This window comes from Paenibacillus sp. Soil724D2 (assembly GCF_001427935.1).
Classification (GTDB): Bacteria; Bacillota; Bacilli; order Paenibacillales; family NBRC-103111; genus Paenibacillus_E.
The window spans coordinates 104127-126850 of sequence record NZ_LMRY01000060.1 but is presented as its reverse complement, the minus strand read 5'-3'; the positions used below and the strand labels follow the sequence as shown (position 1 = coordinate 126850).

The 22724-nt window shown below is 48.4% G+C and carries 16 protein-coding genes; all 16 read left to right on the top strand.

The window, feature by feature from the left end; genetic code table 11:
* Window positions 1-37 precede the first annotated feature (37 nt).
* The 16 genes from ASG85_RS35765 (at window position 38) to ASG85_RS35690 (ending at window position 22718) form a co-directional block, all read left to right on the top strand.
* On the top strand, window positions 38-1342 hold the full coding sequence (locus ASG85_RS35765) for a four-carbon acid sugar kinase family protein (RefSeq protein ID WP_060649417.1): 1305 nt from the start codon (window positions 38-40) through the stop codon (window positions 1340-1342).
* Window positions 1339-2358 (top strand): 4-hydroxythreonine-4-phosphate dehydrogenase PdxA, encoded by a 1020-nt coding sequence (pdxA, locus tag ASG85_RS35760; protein WP_060649416.1) that lies wholly within the window; start codon window positions 1339-1341, stop codon window positions 2356-2358. The genes ASG85_RS35765 and pdxA overlap by 4 nt, the downstream gene beginning before the upstream one ends.
* A 41-nt stretch (window positions 2359-2399) precedes the next feature.
* Window positions 2400-3293: a 4-hydroxy-tetrahydrodipicolinate synthase gene (dapA, locus tag ASG85_RS35755; RefSeq protein WP_060649415.1), complete on the top strand. Its 894-nt coding sequence runs from the start codon at window positions 2400-2402 to the stop codon at window positions 3291-3293.
* Between the two features lie 19 nt (window positions 3294-3312).
* On the top strand, window positions 3313-4254 hold the full coding sequence (locus ASG85_RS35750) for a dihydrodipicolinate synthase family protein (protein WP_156397085.1): 942 nt from the start codon (window positions 3313-3315) through the stop codon (window positions 4252-4254).
* A gap of 92 nt (window positions 4255-4346) precedes the next feature.
* Window positions 4347-4985: an SGNH/GDSL hydrolase family protein gene (locus ASG85_RS35745; RefSeq protein WP_060649414.1), complete on the top strand. Its 639-nt coding sequence runs from the start codon at window positions 4347-4349 to the stop codon at window positions 4983-4985.
* A gap of 197 nt (window positions 4986-5182) precedes the next feature.
* On the top strand, window positions 5183-7891 hold the full coding sequence (locus ASG85_RS35740; RefSeq protein WP_063860482.1) for a glycoside hydrolase family 78 protein: 2709 nt from the start codon (window positions 5183-5185) through the stop codon (window positions 7889-7891).
* Window positions 7866-8645, top strand: coding sequence for an SDR family NAD(P)-dependent oxidoreductase (locus tag ASG85_RS35735; protein ID WP_060649413.1), 780 nt, complete (start codon window positions 7866-7868; stop codon window positions 8643-8645). Before ASG85_RS35740 ends, ASG85_RS35735 begins: the two co-directional genes overlap by 26 nt.
* A 36-nt stretch (window positions 8646-8681) precedes the next feature.
* Window positions 8682-9986 carry an alpha-L-fucosidase gene (locus ASG85_RS35730; protein ID WP_060649412.1) on the top strand — a complete coding sequence of 435 codons (1305 nt, stop codon included), beginning with the start codon at window positions 8682-8684 and terminating at the stop codon, window positions 9984-9986.
* A gap of 31 nt (window positions 9987-10017) precedes the next feature.
* Window positions 10018-12729, top strand: coding sequence for a hypothetical protein (locus ASG85_RS35725; protein ID WP_060649411.1), 2712 nt, complete (start codon window positions 10018-10020; stop codon window positions 12727-12729).
* A 26-nt stretch (window positions 12730-12755) separates the two neighbouring features.
* The gene (locus ASG85_RS35720; RefSeq protein ID WP_082588364.1) at window positions 12756-15131 is read left to right on the top strand and encodes a glycosyl hydrolase family 95 catalytic domain-containing protein; all 2376 of its coding nucleotides are present in this window, start codon (window positions 12756-12758) and stop codon (window positions 15129-15131) included.
* Entirely contained in the window at window positions 15128-16111 is a 984-nt protein-coding gene (locus ASG85_RS35715; protein WP_060649410.1) for a sialidase family protein, read from the top strand. The genes ASG85_RS35720 and ASG85_RS35715 overlap by 4 nt, the downstream gene beginning before the upstream one ends.
* 110 nt (window positions 16112-16221) lie before the next feature.
* Entirely contained in the window at window positions 16222-18375 is a 2154-nt protein-coding gene (locus ASG85_RS35710) for an MGH1-like glycoside hydrolase domain-containing protein (protein ID WP_060649409.1), read from the top strand.
* Between the two features lie 37 nt (window positions 18376-18412).
* Window positions 18413-19477 carry a sialidase family protein gene (locus tag ASG85_RS35705; protein WP_060649408.1) on the top strand — a complete coding sequence of 355 codons (1065 nt, stop codon included), beginning with the start codon at window positions 18413-18415 and terminating at the stop codon, window positions 19475-19477.
* A 24-nt stretch (window positions 19478-19501) separates the two neighbouring features.
* Complete coding sequence (locus tag ASG85_RS35700; RefSeq protein ID WP_057301704.1) at window positions 19502-20392, top strand: AraC family transcriptional regulator; 891 nt, start codon at window positions 19502-19504, stop codon at window positions 20390-20392.
* Between the two features lie 69 nt (window positions 20393-20461).
* Entirely contained in the window at window positions 20462-21484 is a 1023-nt protein-coding gene (locus ASG85_RS35695; protein ID WP_060649407.1) for a dienelactone hydrolase family protein, read from the top strand.
* A gap of 112 nt (window positions 21485-21596) precedes the next feature.
* Window positions 21597-22718: an ABC transporter ATP-binding protein gene (locus tag ASG85_RS35690; RefSeq protein WP_060649406.1), complete on the top strand. Its 1122-nt coding sequence runs from the start codon at window positions 21597-21599 to the stop codon at window positions 22716-22718.
* The last annotated feature ends 6 nt before the right edge of the window (window positions 22719-22724 follow it).

Sequence of the window (22724 nt, the reverse complement as noted above, 5' to 3'; positions counted from 1 at the left end):
GATAAGCAAAAGCAAAACTCTAAGGAGGAAACCGCAATTGAAAATTGCCGTCATAGCCGATGACATTACGGGAGCGGGGGATACAGGCGTACAGTTTGCCAAACGCGGGCTGCAAGTATCCGTGCTTCTGCAATTTATGTCCGAGACGGGATCGATGTCTGAGAGGGATGTACTCGTACTGGACACCGACAGCCGTTCCCTAGATGCTGAATCGGCATACCAAAGAGCTGCGGAGGCATCGAGGTGCGCTCAAACTTATGGAGCGGATGTTGTGTTTAAAAAAATCGATTCCACCATGCGAGGTAATCTCGGTTCCGAAATTGACGCCGTTTACGACACATTTCGTCCCGATTTCGTCATCATCGCCCCTGCCTATCCCGAAACAGGGCGTCTGGTTCAGGAAGGAAGATTGTATGTTCATGGTAAACCGCTGCATGAAACCGAGTTCGCAAACGACCCGAAAACGCCGGTCACCGAATCGTACATTCCCGACTTACTGCATCGGCAGACGAAGCAGCCTATTGAAGTCATCCCATCCGCGATATTAGCGGGAGGAAGTAGCGCGTTTGAGCTGGTTATGCAAAGCTGCATGTCTCGGGGAATCAGCTACTTACTCGTCGATTCGGCCGATGATGACGACCTGCGTCGTATCGTTTCCTTAGTCGGGGAGACGACTTACTCGACTGTTTGGGTCGGTTCAGCCGGCTTGGCGCGACAATTGGCTATTCAACATTCGTCTTTAACACAGCCCTCGTCACAGGAATGTCGTAAAACGGACGGACCCATACTTATCGTGATCGGCAGCGTCAGTCCTCGGTCTCGTCGCCAATTGGATGTCCTTCTCAGTAATCCGGAAGTACGGGGCATCCAGATGGAGGCTTACCGGCTCGTATCGGGCAAAACCGAAAGAGAGCAGGAATTGGCGAAAGCTGAGGAAGAAGCAGCGCTGACTTTAAGCGCAAACCTTCATACGGTGTTATATTCGTCAGGTGACCGGGAAGCTATACGACTTGCTCAGGATACTGGCATACGAAGTGGCATGGATGCGCAAGAAGTCAGCAACGCAATATCGCAAGCTTTGGGGGAATCGGTGTCCCGTGTACTGAGACGAGTTAGGGTTGGAGGGATCGTCATGACGGGAGGCGATACTGCAAAACATGTTTGCTCAGCTCTCCATGCGATCGAATTCCGTGTGCTTGACGAGGTGGAAAGCGGCGTGCCGATTGGACTGCTCATGATGGACGAACCGCTTTCAGCGATCACCAAAGCGGGGGGATTTGGATCGGATCAAGTGCTGCTGCGAGCGTTGGAATCATTGAATGGAGGAATCGGGAGGATATGAAACCAATAATTGGAATCACAATGGGCGATGCATCAGGCATCGGGCCAGAAATAATTGTGAAAGCGCTGCAACATGCTCCGGTATACGAAACCTGTCGTCCGTTCGTGATCGGCGACCCCGTTATGTTGAAACGGGCTCTTCAGATCGTTGGAGTTTCTGCTTCTATACATACAGTGTCAGGACCGCAAGAGGGGCGTTACGAATACGGCAGCATCGATTGCATGGATGTACGTCTACTCCCACCGAATCTTCCGTTCGGTAAAGTATCTGCCGAGGCGGGACACGCCGCTTACAAGTTCGTTGAGAAAGCGGTGGAGCTGGCGTTGGCCCGGCAAATCGACGCCATATGTACCGCCCCGTTAAACAAGGAGGCTTTGCACAAAGGCGGTCACCTCTATCCGGGTCATACGGAAATATTGGCCGGATTGACGCGTACCGAAGACTATTCCATGATGCTCACTGCACCGAAGCTGAAGGTCATACATTTGACCACACACGTCGGATTGATTCAGGCGATCGAGATGATCGATCCAGAGCGGACATACAAGGTGATTAAGCTGGCGCATGAAACGTTACGTAGGGCTGGAAATGATAGACCGCGTATCGCCGTTTGCGGGATTAATCCGCATGCAGGGGAGAATGGCTTGTTTGGGAACGGGGAGGAAGAACAGAAACTGATTCCCGGCATCATGCAGGCAGCGGAAGAAGGTGTGGACGTTACCGGTCCTTATCCTGCGGATACACTATTTTATCGGGCTGTTCGCGGAGACTTTGATATTGTAGTTGCTTGTTATCATGATCAAGGACATGTTCCGATCAAAGTGCTCGGCATTGAAGCCGGTGTCAATATCACGATCGGGTTGAACGGAGGTATCATCCGCACTTCAGTCGATCATGGAACGGCCTTTGACATTGCCGGTACAGGTAAAGCGGATGAACGAAGTATGTTGGCAGCGATCCGCTCTGCGGTTGAGCTTGCGCCCAAACGGATTGACAACCTTTCACAAAACATATAAACGATTCATTCTACCACCCGATCCATACAAGGAGAGATACGATGTTAAAGCCCGCTGGCATTATTCCCGCTATGATTACCCCTTTTGACGAATCTCAAAATCTCAACGAGTCCGCATTGCGACAATTAGTCCGTAGGTTCATCGATGCAAACGTTCACGGTCTATTTTGCCTAGGTACCAATGGGGAGTTCTTTTCTTTGACATTCGAAGAAAAGCTGCGAGTTGCCGAGATCGTCATAGAAGAAGCGCAAGGACGGCTTCCGGTTTATGTAGGCGCTGGGTGCGTCGGAACAAAGGAAACGGCCAAGTTGGCTGCACGCTTGGAACAGATGGGAGCCGATGCGTTATCGATAATCACTCCCTATTTTTTGACGTTTACGCAGCAGGAGCTGATCGGGCATTTCCGTACGGTTGCGGAAGCAACGGCACTGCCTATTATTTTGTATAACATTCCGGCACGGACCGGCAACTCCCTTTTACCTCGGACGGTCATGGAGTTAAGTAAAGTGCCTAACATTGTTGGAATCAAAGACAGCAGCGGAAGCTTCGATAATATTTTGCAAGTTCTAGAGCTGTGCGAACCGGATTTTGCGGTATTGGCAGGGACGGACTCGCTCATATTGCCGACACTGATGGCTGGCGGACACGGAGCCATCGCAGCTACAGCCAATGTATTCCCAGAGGTCGTCAGCTCTATTTACGATTTATGGATGCAGGGTAAACCGGAAAAAGCCGAATTGTCGCAGCGAAAGCTGCGCGCTTTGCGAAGTGCGTTCTCGCTTGGCACCCTGCCATCTGTTCTGAAGGAAGTGATGAACATGATCGGTTTGCCTGCGGGAGAACCGCGACTGCCGGTTCAATCCCTCACTCCATCAGCTAAAGGGGAACTGAGAATTGTGATGGCTCGATATATGGGCGAAGGGGTCATAAAATGATCAGGAAGAGGTGCTGAAGATGAAGGATGTAAACATTCCGAATGGAGTTTGGCCAACGATGTTGACCCCGTTCACAAATTCCAACGAAGTGGACTATGGCGCATTAGGGCAACTAGTCGAATGGTATATTGCCCAAGGCGTTCACGGTCTTTTCGCTGTCTGCCAATCGAGTGAAATGTTTTACTTATCCTTGGAGGAAAGAGTAGCGATCGCGCGGTTCGTTAAGGAAAAAGCTTCTGGCCGTGTGCCGGTGATCGCTTCTGGCCATATCTCAGACGGATTCGATGAACAGGTGGAAGAGCTTCAGCGGATGGCTGACACGGGAGTTGATGCGGTCGTGTTGGTCAGCAACCGGCTAGCCGGGCCGGAAGAATCGGACGAGGTATGGTTGAACCGTGCAATGGAGCTGCTGGATCGAGTGCCGGATGTGCTCTTTGGCATTTACGAATGCCCATATCCTTACAAAAGGCTGATGACCCCAAAACTGCTCAAATGGTGCGCGGATACGGGCAGGTTTGGGTTTCTCAAGGACACGAGCTGCGATCTTAAGCATATTGCCGAGAAGCTCGATGCGGTAAAAGGAAGTCCATTGAAAATATTCAATGCTAATTCCGCAACACTGCTTGAATCGTTACGTTTGGGCGCAGCCGGCTTCAGCGGCGTAATGGCCAATTTTCATCCCGAGCTGTATGTACAACTGATGGAGCGTTGGGATTTAGAGAGCAATACGGCCGAAATGATACAAGCGTTTGTAGGACCTGCGTCCTTGATCGAACTGCAGATGTATCCCGTCAATGCGAAATATCATCTGCAAAAAATAGGCCTACCCCTAGCGATACACTGCCGTACCAGAGATTCTAGTAATTTCAGAGAAAACCAAAGGTTTGAGGTGGAGCAGCTCGATTCACTGTATCATCTGTTCAAGCAGCAGATTATGAAAAAACAAAATGTAAACGTTTGACAAGAACAGCTGACCCTTTGGGGAATTTGAAGCTGCAGCATACGGCCTCAAGGCCGCCGATCAGGGAATGAAAATAAGGAGGGGGCGTTACAGTGCCATTTAAAGCAAAGGACAAAATCGTATTTATCGGTGACAGTATAACGGACAAAGGAAGAAAAAAGGACCCCTTAAAGCTGGGCTCGGGTTATGTAAGGCTGCTGCATGATTATCTCACTGCGGTATATCCGAAACTGTCATTGAAAATAATCAATGAAGGTGTATCCGGAAACCGCGTGATTGATTTGGAAAAAAGATGGAGAATAGATGTACTGGATCACCAACCGCAATGGGTTTCGATTTCTATCGGCATCAATGATGTATGGCGGCAATTGGATTCGCCGGATGCGGATCAGGTGTACCCCGACAAGTTCGAAGCGGTGTATCGCAGCCTGCTGGATCAAACGAAACAATTACCCAATTGTCGTGCGATTCTCATGCAGCCTACGGTGATCAAGGAGTATCCTGATTCTACAGGGACCCAGTTACTGAAGCCTTACGTGGACATTGTCAACCGTCTGACGGAAGAATATGGTGGCATCCTTGTGCCGACGCATGAAGCATTCATCGATTTCTTACACTGTGAAACAGGTCAGGACTTAACGACTGACGGCGTACACATGAACACGCTCGGAGATATGCTGATGGCCACTACTTGGCTGAAGGCAGTTACTGGCACCCCCAATAGGAATTAGTCCTGATCTATTAGTTAGACTGCATGCCATTCACCATGGATGCAGTCTTTTTCATGACTTTTTTGAGAGATTCATGGAGAGGTGGAAGGCGTCGCCTATAAAATAGGTGAATTCGCCCTATAAACGAAAGTTGAATTTTAGATACACTTGACTCAAGCATCCCGGTGAAGGGAGTCTGTCTATAGGAGGAGAGGACTATGAAAGTTTCTGATCTAAAAACGGAATACATCGAAAATCCGTTAGGTATCGTTACAACCGTTCCCCGCTTAAGCTGGATCATGGAATCGGAAGAATACGGTCAGGTCCAGTCGGCCTATCACGTATTGGTAGCATCTCATCCGGAGATGTTGAATGAGAATAAGGGTGATTTATGGGACAGTGGAAAGGTTCAGTCCGACCAATCTATCCATATCTCTTATGGAGGAGCACCTCTAGAATCAAAGCGAGTTTATTATTGGAGGGTCAGGGTTTGGGATAAACGCGATATGGTGTCTGAGTGGAGCAGGTCAGCTCACTGGTCGATGGGATTTCTAAACGAAAACGAATGGCAGGCACGTTGGATTGGCAGAACCAATCCTCAGAATACGGAGCTTTTGCCTTCTCCCTATATGAGAAAAACATTTCGAATCGAAAAGCCGGTCCGCCAAGCTTTCATTTATGCAACTGCATTGGGCTTGTACGAACTACATATTAACGGTGAAAGGGTAGGACGAGATTATTTTGCTCCCGGATGGACAGATTACAACATTAGGGTACAGGTCCAGACCTACGACGTAGCGGCGTATCTGAGTACGGGAAGTATGGCTCTAGGTGCGATCCTAGGCACCGGATGGTATGCCGGTCACGTGGGTATGTTCGGTCCGAACAGGTACGGAGACAACCCTTACTTGCTGCTTGAACTGCATATCGAATATGAGGACGGATCCTCTGACATTATTTTGACAGATGAATCATGGAAAGTGTTTGCAGGTCCTATCCTGTACTCGGATTTACTAAAAGGCGAAAGCTTTGACGCCCGTCTGGAACCGAAGGGATGGAACCTGCCTGGTTTTGATGATGACTCTTGGGAGACGCCTGTTGTTTTGGAACGTTACGAAGGGATTTTGACCGCACAAGTAGATCCTCCTGTTCAAGTTATGAAGGAACTGCTGCCGATCAGCATGAAGAAAACACCCCGTGGCTCTTACCTATTTGACATGGGGCAAAATATGGTCGGATGGGTTCGTCTTCAAATGGAAGACGGGCAAGAAGGTCAGGAGGTTACTGTCAGCTGCGCGGAAATGTTGAATGAAGACAATACGTTATACACCATAAATCTGCGCGAAGCCGTTCAGCAGGAGACATACATCTTGAGAGGCGATAGGGAGGAGTGTCTGGAACCTCACTTTACTTTTCACGGGTTCCGGTATGTAGAAGTTACGGGATTGATGAATTCACCCACGCTGCAAACGGTCATCGGTAGAGTGGTTCATTCGGCGACGCCGCAAACGGGTTGGTTAGAAACTTCCAACGTCATGCTGAATAAGCTTCTAAGCAATATTGAGTGGGGACAACGCGGCAATTTTCTCAGTGTGCCGACGGACTGTCCGCAGCGTGACGAAAGGCTAGGTTGGACGGGGGACGCTCAAATTTTTGCTCGTACAGCCAGTTTTAATATGGATGTCGGACGCTTTTTCAATAAGTATATGATCGATGTTATCGATGCCCAACGGCCCTCCGGAGCTTTTCCAGATGTGGCGCCGGATTCCGGCTGGGAAGCGTTTAAGCATAATCATGCGGAACTTAACTGGCATGCTCCCGACAATGGCGGATGGGGGGATGCAGGGGTTATTATTCCTTGGACCGTTTACCAGGTGTATGGCGACCACAGGAATTTGGAGGAATGCTATCCGGCGATGGTCAGATGGGTGGAGTATTTGCAAGCGAACACGGTGAACTTGATCCGACCGGGTTACTCGAATTATGGTGATTGGCTCTCCATCCATGCGGACACGCCAAAGGACGTGCTCGATACTGCTTATTTCGCTTACAGCACCTTACTGTTGTCCAAATCTGCGAAGGCACTCGGCAAGGAAGAAGATGCACGTAAATACGCGGATTTGTTTGAAAAGATCAAACAAGCTTTCGAGGATGCGTTTGTGGATGAGGCCGGACGGATCAAAGGAGATACGCAGACCGTATACGTGCTTGCACTGAAGATGAACCTGCTGACAGAAGAGCAGCGTAAACTTGCGGTTCGGCATTTGGCGGGGAATATCCAGCTGCACGGTAATCATTTGACGACAGGCTTTCTCGGCGTCGGGTATTTACTTCCTGCTTTAACCGAAGGGGGGAGAGAAGATCTTGCTTACACTTTGCTCAATCAAGGTACTTTCCCTTCTTGGCTTTATTCCATCAAGCATGGAGCTACGACTATTTGGGAACGGTGGGACGCCTGGACAGAAACAAACGGATTCCAGAATCCGGGTATGAATTCGTTTAATCATTACTCATTGGGTTCAGTCGGCGAGTGGATGTATCAAAATATTATGGGGATCAACACAGACGAGGACAGACCGGGATATAAACATATTGTGATTCATCCGCGTCCAGGGGGCGGGCTACATTTCGCCAAGGGTGAATTTCATTCTGTATACGGCAGGATCCGAGTAGAGTGGAAATTGGAGCGGTCGTACTTCGTTTTGAAAGTCCAAATTCCTGTGAACACAACCGCCACAATCTATGTGCCAGGTGCCGTCCTGAATGAGGATGGGCACGTAACCGAGGGATTGCATTATGTAGGAATGGAAAACAATAAATCCATTTACAGCGCTGGTTCAGGAAGTTACACATTCGTTTCTCGATGGACAGATGTCGGATTGAGTCTGGGAGCGGAGACAAATGTCACGCATGAGATTGGAGCATAAAGTAGCAGTTGTTACTGGTGCAGCTTCCGGTATTGGAGAGGCTGTTGCACGGCGATTCGCCGAAGAGGGAGCCTGCGTGATCGTCAATGACATATCCGAAGCGGGAGTTCGGGTCGTCGAAGAGATCGTAGAGGCAGGTGGGAATGCCTTGTTTGTCCATGCCGATATTCGCGCCGAAAACAGCGTAATTGCCTTGATGGAAGCTGCCAAAACATATTTCGGCGCCCTGCATATTCTCGTTAACAACGCCGGGGTTACTTGCAGTGCGAACGTGGTGACAGCTGACGAAGCAGCTTGGGATCACGTGATGAATTTGAATTTGAAAAGCGCTTGGTACTGCTGTAAGCACGCCATTCCGTTCATGATGGAACAGGGTGGTGGCAGCATAGTCAACATCGGCTCGACTCATGTGATCCGTACGCAGCGAAATCATTTCCCTTATCACTCTTCCAAGGCAGGCATGCTTGCGATGGCGCAAGGGATATGTGTCGATTTCGGAGGTCAGGGAATCCGTGCGAATACCATTAGCCCGGGGTTTATTGAAACCCCGCTTGCCGAGACCTACATGCAGTCCTATCCAAACCGGGAACAGAAACGCAGTGCCATGCTGGCAACACACCCTGTCGGGCGATTCGGTAAGCCGGAAGACGTGGCGAATGCGGCCGTTTTTCTTGCATCTGATGAAGCCGGATTCATTGCCGGAGCGAATCTCGTTGTGGACGGAGGCAGGTCTGTTCTGCAGGTCTTCGATTAAAGATCGAACGGTTAATCATAACAAGGGAGCGAGACTATGACATTCGAAGTTGAGAAAACCGCAGGCGACAGTGAATGGTTTACACATGACCGATTCGGCATGTTTATCCATTGGGGACTATATTCACTTGCAGCGAGGCATGAATGGCTGCAATCCCGGGAAAAATTGAGCGGGGAACAGTACAGCCAAAAGTATTTCAAAAGATTTGATCCCGATTTGTACGATCCCGATCTTTGGGCCCAACTCGCTTCTGACGCGGGCATGAAGTACTTCGTGGTGACGACAAAGCACCATGAGGGCTTTTGTTTATGGGACAGCAAGCTCACCGATTATAAAGCGACGAATTCGCCGGCTGGGCGAGATGTGCTAAGACCAATGGTAGATGCGTTTCGTAAACGCGATATGAAGGTTGGTTTATATTATTCCCTGTTAGACTGGCATCATCCCCATTATACGGTTGATCCGAAGCATCCGCTTCGTTTCGATGCTAATAATATCGCTGGGAACACAACGCTGGACTTCACCAATTACCGGAACTATTTGTATGGACAAACGAAGGAATTGCTGACTGATTTCGGTCAAGTAGATCTGTTATTTTATGATTTTTCGTTCCCGGAAGAAAACGGGTTGGCGGGTAAAGGGAAGGAAGATTGGGGCAGCGAAGAGCTGGTCCGAATGATCCGGACCTTACAGCCGAATATTTTATTGAATGACCGCTTACAGGTTGGCGGCGATATTACAACTCCTGAACAGTATATGCCGACCAAATGGGTCCAGGTAAACGGTAAGCGCGTCGTATGGGAAACATGTCATACCTTCAGCGGTTCGTGGGGCTATCACCGGGAAGAAGAGTCATGGAAAAGCGTCGAATTGCTGATCAAAATGATGATTGATACCGTAAGTAAGGGTGGTAATCTATTATTGAATGTCGGCCCAACCGGACGCGGTGAATTCGACGAGCGTGCCGTAGACCGGTTGAAGGGAATGGGGGAATGGATGAAACGGCACAACCGTTCCATCTACGGTTGCACACAAGCTCCGGATACATTCGTTTGCCCCGATGATTGTCGGTTAACTTACAATCCGCAGTTGAATCGCATGTACGTGCATGTGTACAGCTGGCCTTTCAAAAATATCCATCTTCACGGATTCGCCGGCAAAGTGGAGTATGCCCAATTCCTAAACGACGCATCGGAAATCAGATTTAAAGAAGGCTTTGTGCCAAGCGGTATGGATAACGGAGCCTTCAAAGAAGGGCGAGATGAGCATACAGTGACCTTATCGCTTCCTGTCAAGAAACCGAATGTTACGGTGCCGGTCATCGAACTATTTTTAAAATAAAGTGAGAAAGAATGGAGGTTGGGTATAAAGGATGAAAGCTATCACTCTTGGAAACGCACCCAATCCTGCCCCACGGGTGGAAAATGGCATCCGGCTGCTGAAACAAGCATTGCTGGATTGCGGATATGATGTGAAAGTTGAAGAAGTATCCTGGACGTGGGACAGCTATCGGTCAGTAACGGGAAGAAAAATCTATGTGGGAAACCGCAATGAATCTGACTTGCTTCGGCAGTTGGAAGAACGTGACGTACTCTTATATCACACGGAAGCTCCAGAGGGAGAAGGGTTTTATATCGCCGCTTGCCCGGGCAATCTAATCACGGTTTCCGGGGGCAGCGATTCCGGAATATTATACGGCTGTATGGAGTTTGCGCAGCGTGTTCACGCTGCAAGGCTTCTGCCCGAAGATATCGCCTACGGGGACGCTCCGCGATTCGCACTTAGGGGGCCGGCGATCGGACTGCAGAAAACAACTGTCGAACCGCCCCGTCAAACGTATGAATATCCGATTACCCCCACACGCTTTCCCTGGTTTTACGACCGTTCATTGTGGCAAGATTTTCTCGACATGTTACTGGAGCAGCGGTGCAACATTGTCTATTTGTGGGCTGGCCATCCCTTCTCCTCACTAGTGAGATTGGAGGATTACCCAGAGGCGCTTGAAGTTACGGAAGAAGAGTTCGCGCTGAACGTTGAAACGTTCCGTTGGGTGGCGCAAGAAGCGGACAAACGAGGCATATGGCTCGTATTGAAGTTTTACAACATTCATATTCCGCTGCCTTTTGCGGAAAAGCACGGATTGAAGCTGCATCAACCGAAGCCACTGCCGTTAACAAGCGATTACTATAAGAAATCGATCGCCTCTTTCGTTCGATCATTCCCTAACGTGGGGATGATGGTCTGCCTCGGAGAAGCACTGCAGGGACAAATTTACGGAGTAGAATGGTTTAACGAAACGATTATTGCAGGCTTGTTGGAAGGACTCAAGGATTCAAATGTGAAGGAAAAGCCGCCGATTATTCTACGTTCGCACGCGATCGAGCCGCAAAAGGTCATTGAGGCGGCGCTGCCTCTTTATCCGAATCTATATACGGAGGCCAAATATAACGGCGAATCGTTGACCACTTATACACCTCGAGGCAAATGGCAGGACATTCATAACCGTCTAGGATCGTTGAAGACAATTCATATCGTCAATGTACATATACTTGCGAACCTGGAGCCTTTCCGATTCGGGGCGCCTTCGTTTATCCAAAAATGTATGCAGGCGGCTAAATATCGGCTGAAAGCGAACGGACTGCATCTGTATCCGTTGTTTTTCTGGGATTGGCCGTTTTCGCCGGATTTGGCGGAGCCAAGGCTGAAACAACTGGACCGCGATTGGATTTGGTTCGCAGCCTGGTTCCGTTACGCTTGGAACCCGGATCGTGATCCAGCAGCCGAACGGTATTACTGGATCGAAGTGCTTGGCCACAGATACGGCAGCCCGGAAGCAGGCGAAGCGATACTGGACGCATACGAAGCGTCCGGAGAATGTGCGCCCAAGCTACTGCGACGATTCGGGATTACCGAAGGCAACCGTCAAACGATGAGCCTGGGAATGACCATGAGTCAATTGACGAATCCGGAACGGCATATGCCTTGGCCAGATTTATGGGAGTCCCAGTCGCCTCAAGGTGAACGGCTGGAGGAGTATGTGATCCGGGAGTTGAAAGGCGAACCGCACGTCGGGGAGACCCCGCCTGAAATTATTGCTGATGTCAGTCGGCATGCGGAAGATGCCGTGCAAGCGATCGAAAGGGCGCGCAAGTTGGTGAAACGAAACTGGGATGAATTTGATCGCTTGTTCGATGACATGCATGCGATTCGTCATATGGTACATGTATATGTGCATAAAGTTCGGGCGGCATTGCTAATTTTGACTTACAAGTTTAGGGTTCAGGGGGAGTATTTCACACAGTTGGAATGGTTGGAAGAGGCCGCTGAGCAGCTTGAGAGCAGCCTGAATAGCTACCGAGCGCTGACGGCTTTGACGGAGAAGACTTATTTATTCGCCAATAGTATGCAGACGCCGCAGCGGAAAGTGCCGATTCGTAATGGGCTTGAATTCAAGCACTGGACGGGGTGTTTGCCAGTCTATGAGTTAGAGCTAGAACGCTTTCAGTTCCATCTGGATGAATTAAAGTCTGGCACCCTGCCTGAGGCGTTGAAGAATATGAAAGAACCGATTGTTCCATATCGGGAGGTTCCGTTTACCTTATTGTCCGGAAACGCGGAAACATTCCTGATTGAGAAGGAAGCACAAGTGTTTGTGGATGGGGATATTCATATCGTCGGTTGTGCAGAGGAGCTGGATGGTTTAACGGGAATCCGGTTCAGCCAAATGGAAGCGGGTCTGAGCGGATTGACGATCGATATCGAATTGCAGCAGCCATCCAAGGTGTTGATCGGCTATTTCAATTCGAAAGATGAGCAGTGGCTTCAAGTTCCAAGCTTGGAGGAAAACACACACGCGGATGACTTGGGCGGGTATGCTCCGGTATTGCAAAAAGGATTGCGTTTGTACGCGTATCCATCTGTCAATGTCCATACGTTTCGTTACGAAGCAGGGCGGCATTCGCTTGATTTCGGCAAGGGAGCTTACTTGATCTTGGGCGTCGTACCTGCTGATCTAGAAATTCGGCCAAGGAATGTCGAGCACAAAAACGATGGCATCAACACATTGGATTGGCTGTACGAGTAAGCAAGCGACAGATGGGGAGAGAGTCTATGTCCAATAAGAGATCCACACTCTGGTATACCCAGCCGGCCAAAGATTGGTTCGAAGCGCTTCCTATCGGCAACGGTCGGTTTGGCGGTATGGTGTATGGCGGCACGAACCGGGAACACATTCAATTGAACGAGGATACGCTTTGGTCGGGGGAACCCCGGGAGACGGTCCGCTATGATGCGGAGCGGCATTTGGACCCTGTGCGTGAATTGATATTTTCGAAGAAGTACGCAGAAGCGGAACAATCGATCGAACAGTACATGGAAGGGCCGGATATCGAGTCCTACATGCCTCTCGGGGATTTGGAGCTTATCTATGACGAAGAGGGCGAAATATCGAATTATCACAGTGAATTAGATCTGGAAGCTGGAATTGTACGGGTGCGTTACTGTCAAAATGGTGCTGTCTTCACACGTGAAGTGTTCGTATCTGCCGTTGATCAAGTGATGGCGATACGTCTGCACAGCGAGAAAAAAACCAGTTTTACTGCCGTCCTTCACAGCCCGCTGCAGTTTTCCGTACGCAAAACTTCTGTAGACCGGGTGACGCTCTCCGGCCGCTGCCCCTATCATGTTTTGCCGAACACGGTCAAATCATCCGATCCCATTCTCTATGCCGAGGGGAAAGGAATCGGTTTCGAAATCCAGCTTCAAGCAGCAGCGGAGAGCGGAAGGGTGGAAGTCAGCGGCGGGCGGATTCGCTTCAGCGGGAAAGGATCAGTTACTTTGCTGCTGGCCGCTGCTACCAGTTACAACGGCTTCGAGAAGGATCCGGTCGTACTGGGTAAAGATCCTTCAGACTTGTGTACTGCATGGGTTACGAATGCTGTACGACTGGGGTACGATCGTCTGAAAGAGCAGCATATGAGCGAATACGCCGCACTATTTGACAGAGTTTCTATCGACATTAGCGATGGAGGGGAAAACAAAAATATTCTACCTACGGATGTCCGCATCCAAGCGGTCAAAAACGGGAATGACGATCCTGGTCTCGCTGCACTGTTCTTTCAGTTCGGGAGATATTTGCTCATATCCAGCTCCCGTTCTGGTACGCAGCCGGCGAATCTGCAAGGCATTTGGAACGATAAGATCCAACCACCGTGGTGCAGCAGCTGGACAACGAATATTAATGTTGAAATGAACTATTGGCCGGCGGAGGTTGGCAATCTTGCGGAATGCCATCGACCGCTGTTTGATCTGATCGAAGATTTAAGGATCACAGGCCGGAAAGTGGCCAGTATCCATTACCGCAGCAGGGGATGGACTGCTCATCACAACATTGATTTGTGGCGTACGGCGACGCCGGTAGGCGGATCGCCCAGTTGGGCATTTTGGCCGATGGCGGGCGCTTGGTTATGCCAACACTTGTGGGAGCATTACGCTTTCAGCCAGGATGAACAATTTCTCAAACAAGCGTATCCGGCAATGAAAGAAGCCGCGCTGTTTTGTCTGGACTTTCTTATCGAGGACCCGGATGGCTATTTGGTCACCTGCCCGTCCACTTCCCCGGAAAATTTCTTCATTACCCCGGACGGCCAGCGTAGCAGTGTAACGAAAGGAACAACGATGGATTTGGCGCTAATCAAGGGATTGTTTGCCCACTGTATGGAGGCCAGCCGCATTCTAAATCTAGATGACACGTTTAGGGGACAGCTTGAAACGGCATTGAGCCGAATCCCCCCGTTCCGAATCGGAAAATTCGGACAGCTGCAGGAATGGGATGAAGACTTCGAGGAGATGGAACCGGGACATCGACACATCGGACATTTGGTCGCTCTTCATCCACTGGATCAAGTTACACGACATGGACAGCCTGAGCTGTTCGAAGCCTGCAAGAAAACACTCGAACGCCGTCTTGCCCATGGCGGAGCGCACACGGGCTGGAGCTGCGCTTGGACAGTCAACTTTTGGGCGCGGTTGGGTGAGCCGAAAGAGGCGCGTCGATTCTTAAACGACTTGCTGGCTGGTCTGCACCCCAATATGATGAATGCTCACCGGCATCCGAAGGTGAAGATGAATATTTTCCAAATTGACGGTAATTTTGCCGGCATGTCAGGCATTGCGGAAATGCTGCTGCAAAGCCATGCAGGAGTGATCCAGCTCCTGCCGGCCTTACCGCTCCAGTGGAGGCGTGGTAGCGTGAAGGGATTGAGAGCCCGCGGTGGGTTTGAAATCGACATGGAATGGGAGGAAGGAAAACTTTCACGTGCTTTCATTAAGTCGATTGCAGGTAAGAAGTGTCGGCTATGGACCGCTCAGCCGGTTCAAATCCTCCTAAATGGACAAATCTACCGTTCGTCTAATGACAAGTCGGTGTTTGAAACAGGCGAAGGATTCTATTACGAAATAGTTCCTGTATCGGAGGTTAAAGGATGAGATACGTCAATACCGTAAAGGAATTCATTTTTGAGGAGGAGCGACCCTTCCTCAGCTGTCACGCATCCACTTTGGAACTGCTGCCAGGGGGCGATGTGATTGCCGCATGGTTCGGAGGAACACGAGAGAAAGCCGGGGATGTTGCGATTTGGATATCGCGCAGGGGAGACAAGGGATGGACACCACCCGTGAAAGTGGCGGATCAAGGGGATGTTCCTCATTGGAATCCCGTCCTTTTCCGAACGAATAAAGGCATTCTTTTTCTATATTATAAAGTCGGAACTAATATTGCCGAATGGGAAACCATGGTTATTCGTTCAACAGATAACGGACATACATGGACGTCTCCGCTTCCTTTGGTTGAGGGGGATAAGGGAGGAAGGGGACCTGTCAAAAACAAGCCGATTGTGCTGCACGACGGTACGATTGCGGCCCCTGCTTCACTGGAACCAGCCTGGGATGCATTTGTAGACCTATCGTTCGATGGAGGCGAGACCTGGACTCGAAGTGAAATCGTCCCGTTGGAACACAGCCGTATGAAAGGAAAGGGCATTATTCAGCCGACCTTATGGGAATCTGTCCCTGGAATCGTGCATATGCTCACCCGAAGCACCGAAGGGTCTATATACCGCAGCGATTCGATGGACGGGGGAAGAACGTGGTGTGCTGCGTATCCTACCGAATTACCCAACAATAACAGCGGAATTGATCTTGTGAAGCTTAACAATGGTACAATCGCGCTGATCTACAATCCTACTCGACCGGAGAACGGGAAGAATAAGGGACCGAGAACGCCGCTCGTCATTCGGCTTTCACAAGATAATGGCCATACATGGGAAAATGAAATTGTGCTGGATGAAGGTGAGAAACAGTATTCCTATCCGGCTATAGTTGCAAGCGGTCTTGACCTATATGTGACCTATACTTGGAAGCGTGAACGCATTGCCTTCTGGAAAATCACACTTGCAGATTTGGCATGATTGACCTATAGTTTGAGCGGATAACCACCATCCATCTCTCAGATGAATTCGATATAATAGACATCGTAATAGAATACACCCATAAGCAGTTATGGGATGGGAGGTCATCCATGCCAGCTGGCAGCCGATTGGACGAAAAATTGCGCGCGGGAAAAAAAGCGCTTCGTACGCTCCCCGGTGCACTCTTGCTCGGTTCGACCGGAGCGCGGTTGTGGGCCGATTATTTGGATCCCGTACCTGGTTTTTCCGGACGGTTCGATTTTATTCACAAAGTCAATATTCCTTTGTTGTTTAAGATAACGAACAATTTGGAAGAAAGCTTTGAGCCGTGCCAGACCGAATGGTTTCCGAGTCACTTGCTCATGGCATATACAGGTAATCGTCTTTCATTGGTTGAGCGCAAGTTCATCTCTTGGAACGACTGTGCAGTTTCCTGTCAGACTTGGACAAATCGAAGCAGCGAGGAGCTCGTATTACGATTGGAGACGTATGGAGATGCGTTCTCGGAATGCAAAGGGAATTATCTATACGGCATGTTTAACATCGAGCATTACAGCTTTGACATCGCAGGTGTAGTTGCCGTCAGCGATCCCGCATTGTTCGAAGAAGTGCGTTTGAAACCAGGAGAATCCAAAGATATTATCGTCTCTGCGGCATTTGGAATTTCCGGTCAGGATCATACCGACTTGCTGAGGGAACGAGCTTCGGCGTATGCGGAAAGCGTTTACACAATCGATCAGGTCATAGAAAATCAGCGTAATGAGTATCAAATCTGGTTTGAAAAAACACCGAAATTTACCAGCAGCGACCCTGTGTTAAATAAGACTTGGACCTATCGTTGGTTTCTGCTTCGGCATAATTTGGCAGATCCACAGTACGGTCACTTGTCCTATCCATTGTTTTACGAGGGAAGATCTCATAAAAAAAGTAAAAAACCCTTCAGCAAAGGAGGGTGGGAGTTCAGCAAGCTGATCAATCTGTCCGTTCCACTGCATCTGATGGATGCCAGATGGTATCACGATCCGATATATAGTGAAGGTCCGTTGCGAAACATGAAGAATGCACCCGGCGAAGACGGCATGTTTAGCTGCTTAACGGTAGATACCATCATGCATTCGTTTGCGAACTTCTCTTGCTGGGCCGCATATCAGCTCTATCTCGTGCATCGAAACACCGAGATGATAGCGGAGATACTGCCAGCCATGAAATCGAATATTTCGGCATGGAAGCTTGTGAACGGAAATGACCAAGATCATTTGATGATCGAACACAAACATACGCGGACGGGAAAAGAATATCAGCCAAGCTATTGGTATTTCCACCAATTTCCGAAAAATCCCAAGGACAAGGCAACCTACACCCATCTCAAAAGGGTGGACCGAGCGGTGTACCACTACTTGAACACGCTCGGCGTTGCTAAATTGTGCGAAGCAGCGGGTGACGCGGAAGCAGAAGAATTTTATCTACAAGCCGACAATATCAAGCAGGACATTCTTGACAAAATGTGGAATGAAGATACAAAGTTCTTTTACGATCTACATTATCAAACCGATGAGAAAGCGTTTGTCAAAAATATTGTCGGGATTTATCCCGGTTGGGCAGAAATCCTGGATGATCGTTTCAATGGGATGATCGAGCATCTGTTCAATGAACAGGAATTTCATACGAAGTGTCCGTTCCCGTCTGTTTCCGCCGATTGTCCTGCCTATTCGCAAGAAGGGGGCTGGATGGGCCATTTTGTCAAAGGACGGAACGGCTGCGTCTGGGACGGCCCGACCTGGCCTTATACCAATTCCATCGCGCTTGATGCGCTCGCAAAGGAAAGTAAGCGGAGAAATCATCAATTCGACCGTCAGTTTGCCTATTATCTGCGCGAATATTCGTTTCTCCATTTTATGCAAAGAGATTTAAACCAGCCTGGTCTTGTTGAGCATTACAACAGTGCAACGGGCGAACCGTTAAGTGACGAACAGGAATACAATCACTCGTATTATATCGATCTGATAATTTCACATGTGGCGGGATTAACAATTGAAAAAGAGGGAATTGTCCTAGATCCTCTAAGTACGGGATTGGATTATTTTTGCTTGGACCGCGTAAAGGTAGCAGGCACGGAAATTCGGATCACTTACCGGAAACCGGATGTGTTATCAGATATTCCGAATATCGAGGAAGGCTATTGTTTGTATGTAAAAGGCAAACTTATTTTCTCAAATCAAACGCTTTGCCGAACAGAGCTAACATGGAAGGAAATGAACTTATAATGAAATGGTTTACCATGCGGACAAGGAGTGTATTCTAATGAAACGTTTCAATGGAGTTGTTGTACAGTCGGAGACGGATCCGCAACTACAAGAAGCTTACCTTCCCATTCCGTATCCAAATGACAACCATGCAGCCAATTTGCTGGAAATGGACAACGGCGACCTGCTCTGCGTGTGGTTTTCGGGAAGCGGGGAGGGCAATCCTGATACCAATGTATTGATGGCGAGATTACCTGCTGGATCAAAACAATGGACTTCTCCCGTGCAGCTTTCGGGTGACCCCGAACGATCCGAGCAAAATCCGATCCTGCATCAAGCGCCAGATGGCAAACTATGGCTGTTCCATACGTCCAACGAGCCCCATAATCAAAAAACATCGAGGATTGTTTATCGCGTATCGGAAGACTTAGGCTTTACTTGGAGTCCGACTGAAGTTTTGTTTGACGGTTTGGGCATATTTCTAAGGCATCCTCTGCTCGTGCTCAAAAATGGCGATTGGCTGCTCCCGACGTATTACTGTAAGCTTGACGGGCACTACAGCGTTGTGCAAATCAGCTCGGATCAAGGGAAAACATGGAAGGAATTCGAAGTGCAGGGAAGTACTCACCGGGTGCAAATGAACGTTGTTGAATTAAACGATGGTACGCTCTACGCGATGTTCCGGAGCCGCCAGGCGGACCGTATCTATACAAGTGTTTCTCGCGATAACGGAAAAAGCTGGACGGTTCCCGTCAAGAGTGAACTGCCGAACAACAATTCCTCGATGCAGTTCATTAAGATGCAGAACGGCCATCTGGCTTTGATCTATAACAACTCCACCATGGAGCGTGACCAATTCAGGTGGGTTCAAAGGAAGGGCGAGTTCCGCAAGAAACCGCTACGTACACCGCTTACGTTAGCCATCTCAGAAGATGAGGGAAAAACCTGGCCTTATTTCAGAAACGTACAGATGGCGGATTTGGAGTACAAGGATAGCGAAATCGGGTATTCCTACCCTTCGATTATCTCTACGCGTGATGGTAAGATTCATATTGCTTTTTCATATTTACGCAAAGGAATCAAACATGTTTGTCTAGCGGAAGAATGGGTAAAAGAGGGTTGAAATCATGTGCTGGAGGTGATGGTCATGAATGGTAGAATTGGTCATTTAAGTGGAGACTTGTTTTTTGACGGAAAGATGGATATTTTCATAAATCGTGAATTGGAATCGTTTACAACCACCCAGCACACACATGATTTCGTTGAAATCAGTTATGTGGGGGAAGGAAGCGGTTATCACTACATTGAAGATCAAGTGATTCCCATTAAACAGGGAGATCTGTTTGTGATTCCAATTGGAACATCACATGTATTTAGGCCGTCATCTCCGACGCAGGATAAAATGCTCGTGATATATAACTGCATTTTCCGAGTTGGACTAATGGAGAACTGGATGCATCTTCTGCAGGAAGAATCTCACACCTACAATTCCATCACGTTTCCATGTAAGTGTCCGGAGCGGTGGCTGCATTTTCAAGATAAGCATGATACCTTCTCAACGATCGTTGACAATATGTACCGTGAATATTTGAAGCGGAGCACCGGTTTTGAGACTATTCTGACCGCTTTGCTAATCCAAATGCTGGTGATGCTGCAGCGCTTTGAATTGAAGAATGAATCGGAGGCTGTTCCTTTTCGGATGTTGGAGGAAGTCGTACATTTCATCAAATCCCATTACACACAAAACCTTACCGTTCAGCATGTGGCGGATTACTTTTTTTTAAGTGCCAGTCATTTTCAACGCTTATTTAAAAAATCAACGGGTCTGTCGTTCACGCAATACTTGCAAAACGTACGCATTCAAAAATGCTGCGAACTGTTGAAATCTTCCGATATTCCGATTTATCAAATCGCCAATCAAGTCGGTTATCAGGATATGAAGTTTTTTCATGCTCTATTCCGTAAAAAAACAGGGGTAACGCCTCGACAATATCGACAAAATTTCCAAGAATTCGAAGATAAAGCTATAACGTATTAATTTGGGCGGGGGCTGACCATAGCTATGGAACAGCTCTTTTTTTAATTTATTAAAGTGGAGGAAAAATCGATGTGGAATCCGGATGATTACTTGGAACTTGTATATAACAACTTGAACGATGAATCTAGGCTAGCAATCAAAAAGCCATGGAACGAAAGAAAAGCCGATGTACGGTCAAAACTGCTTAAAAGTTTGGGGGAAATCCCCGATACGACGGGTGAATTGAATCCCGTTGTACTTGAGAGGATGGATAAAGGAGATCACTATCTAGAGCGTGTCATTTATACGACAGATATAAACCTTCAGGTTGCTGCATTCGTATTGAGTCCGAAACGGCTCATGGGTAAAGCGCCAACCGTGCTTGCATGGCACGGACACGGATACGGAAGCAGGGAGATCGTTGGTTTAAAGCCAGACGGAACCACGGATGATGCACCTCCGGGCATCCATCAGCATTTTGCTTTGAAACTTGTACAAAGGGGCATGATCGTCGTTGCGCCCGAGATTATCGGGTTCGGTGATCGTAGGCTGTCGGCGGACAAGGATAAGGATCCGAAAAAAAGCAGTTCCTGCTTTTCGCTTGCTTCCCGTCTGCTGCTTTATGGAAAAACGTTAGCCGGCCTGCGGATTTATGAGGCAATCAGATCACTTGATTATTTGTTAATGCGAGAGGATGTAGATCCGAATCGGATCGGATGCATGGGATTTTCCGGTGGCGGTTTAATTGCTTCGCTCAGTTCCGCTCTGGACGAACGTATTAAGGCTACCGTTATTTGTGCGTTTACAAGCACTTTTAGAGGAAGCTTATTAGCAATGAATCATTGCATTGACAATTATTTACCTTCGATTCTTCCTTACGCGGATCTTCCAGAGTTGATCGGACTGATTGCACCGAGAGCGCTGTTTGTCGAATCGGGAATCGAAGACCCGCTATTTCCAGTTGCTTCCGTACAGGAAGCTATTGTCAAACTTAAGGAGATTTATTATACCGAGGGAACCGAAGGAAAGTTTGAAGTTGATCTTTTTCCAGGAAAACATGAAGTGTCCGGAAGACAATCATACGATTGGCTAGCACGTCAGTTGAAAGCATGATTCACCTATAGAGTAAGCAATCATCACCTATAAGTTAAAAAGTCGATGGATGTATAATGAACTGAAACCGTTATCATCGGGAAGTTTGAAACAGACTATCGGAGGTGCCGCAATGGGGCGCATTCTTTTGAATCACGTGGAAAAACGTTATGGTAAAGATGGTGGATATGCTGTCAAAGATTTCCATTTGGAAATACACGACGGAGAATTTCTTGTCATGGTAGGTCCGTCAGGCTGCGGTAAATCAACGACACTCCGAATGATCGCCGGCTTGGAGGATATAACATCGGGAGAACTTTATATCGGAGATCAATTGGTCAACCATTTGCCGCCGAAGGATAGGGATATTGCGATGGTATTTCAAAACTACGCCTTATACCCGAATATGAGCGTGTACGAAAATATCGCGTTCGGTTTGCGCTTGCGTAAGATGCCCAAACACGAGATCGATCAAGCAGTTAAAAAATCGTCGAGGATACTGGAAATCGAACCTTTTCTGGACAGGAAGCCTAAGCAGCTATCCGGCGGTCAGCGTCAACGTGTAGCCCTCGGCCGAGCCATTGTCCGTGATCCCCAAGTTTTCTTAATGGATGAGCCACTATCCAATTTGGATGCTAAACTTAGAGTCCAAATGAGAACGGAGATCATTAAGCTTCACAAGCAGCTTGGCGTGACGATGGTGTACGTGACGCATGATCAGGTGGAAGCGATGACAATGGGACATCGCATCGTCGTCATGAAAGACGGCATTATCCAGCAGGTAGATACTCCGCAGAAGATTTACAATCATCCAAGAAATATGTTCGTTGCCGGATTTATCGGGACGCCGCCGATCAATTTAATTGAGGGCAAAATTATGGAAAGCACGGACGGCAAGCTAGAGTTTCATACAAACCGGTATTATTTGGAAATCCCTGCGAGTCAATCGAACATTTTAAAGATGAAAAACAAAGTAAACAGAACCGTCGTTTTAGGAATTCGCTGTGAGAATATCCATGTAAATCCGGCTGTGAGTGAAGCTACCTCCTATGCTCAAATTAACGGGATTCAAAAGATCAACGAATTGATGGGGGCGGATATGTATTTATACATGGATATCGGAATGACCAATCTACTGATTGTTCGAACCCGAGCCGATCACGACTTTGAGGAAAACGAGAAGCTTATTCTGTCTCTCGATATGCAGAAAGCACTATTTTTTGATAAGGATTCAAAGGACAATCTATTGTACTAAATAGAC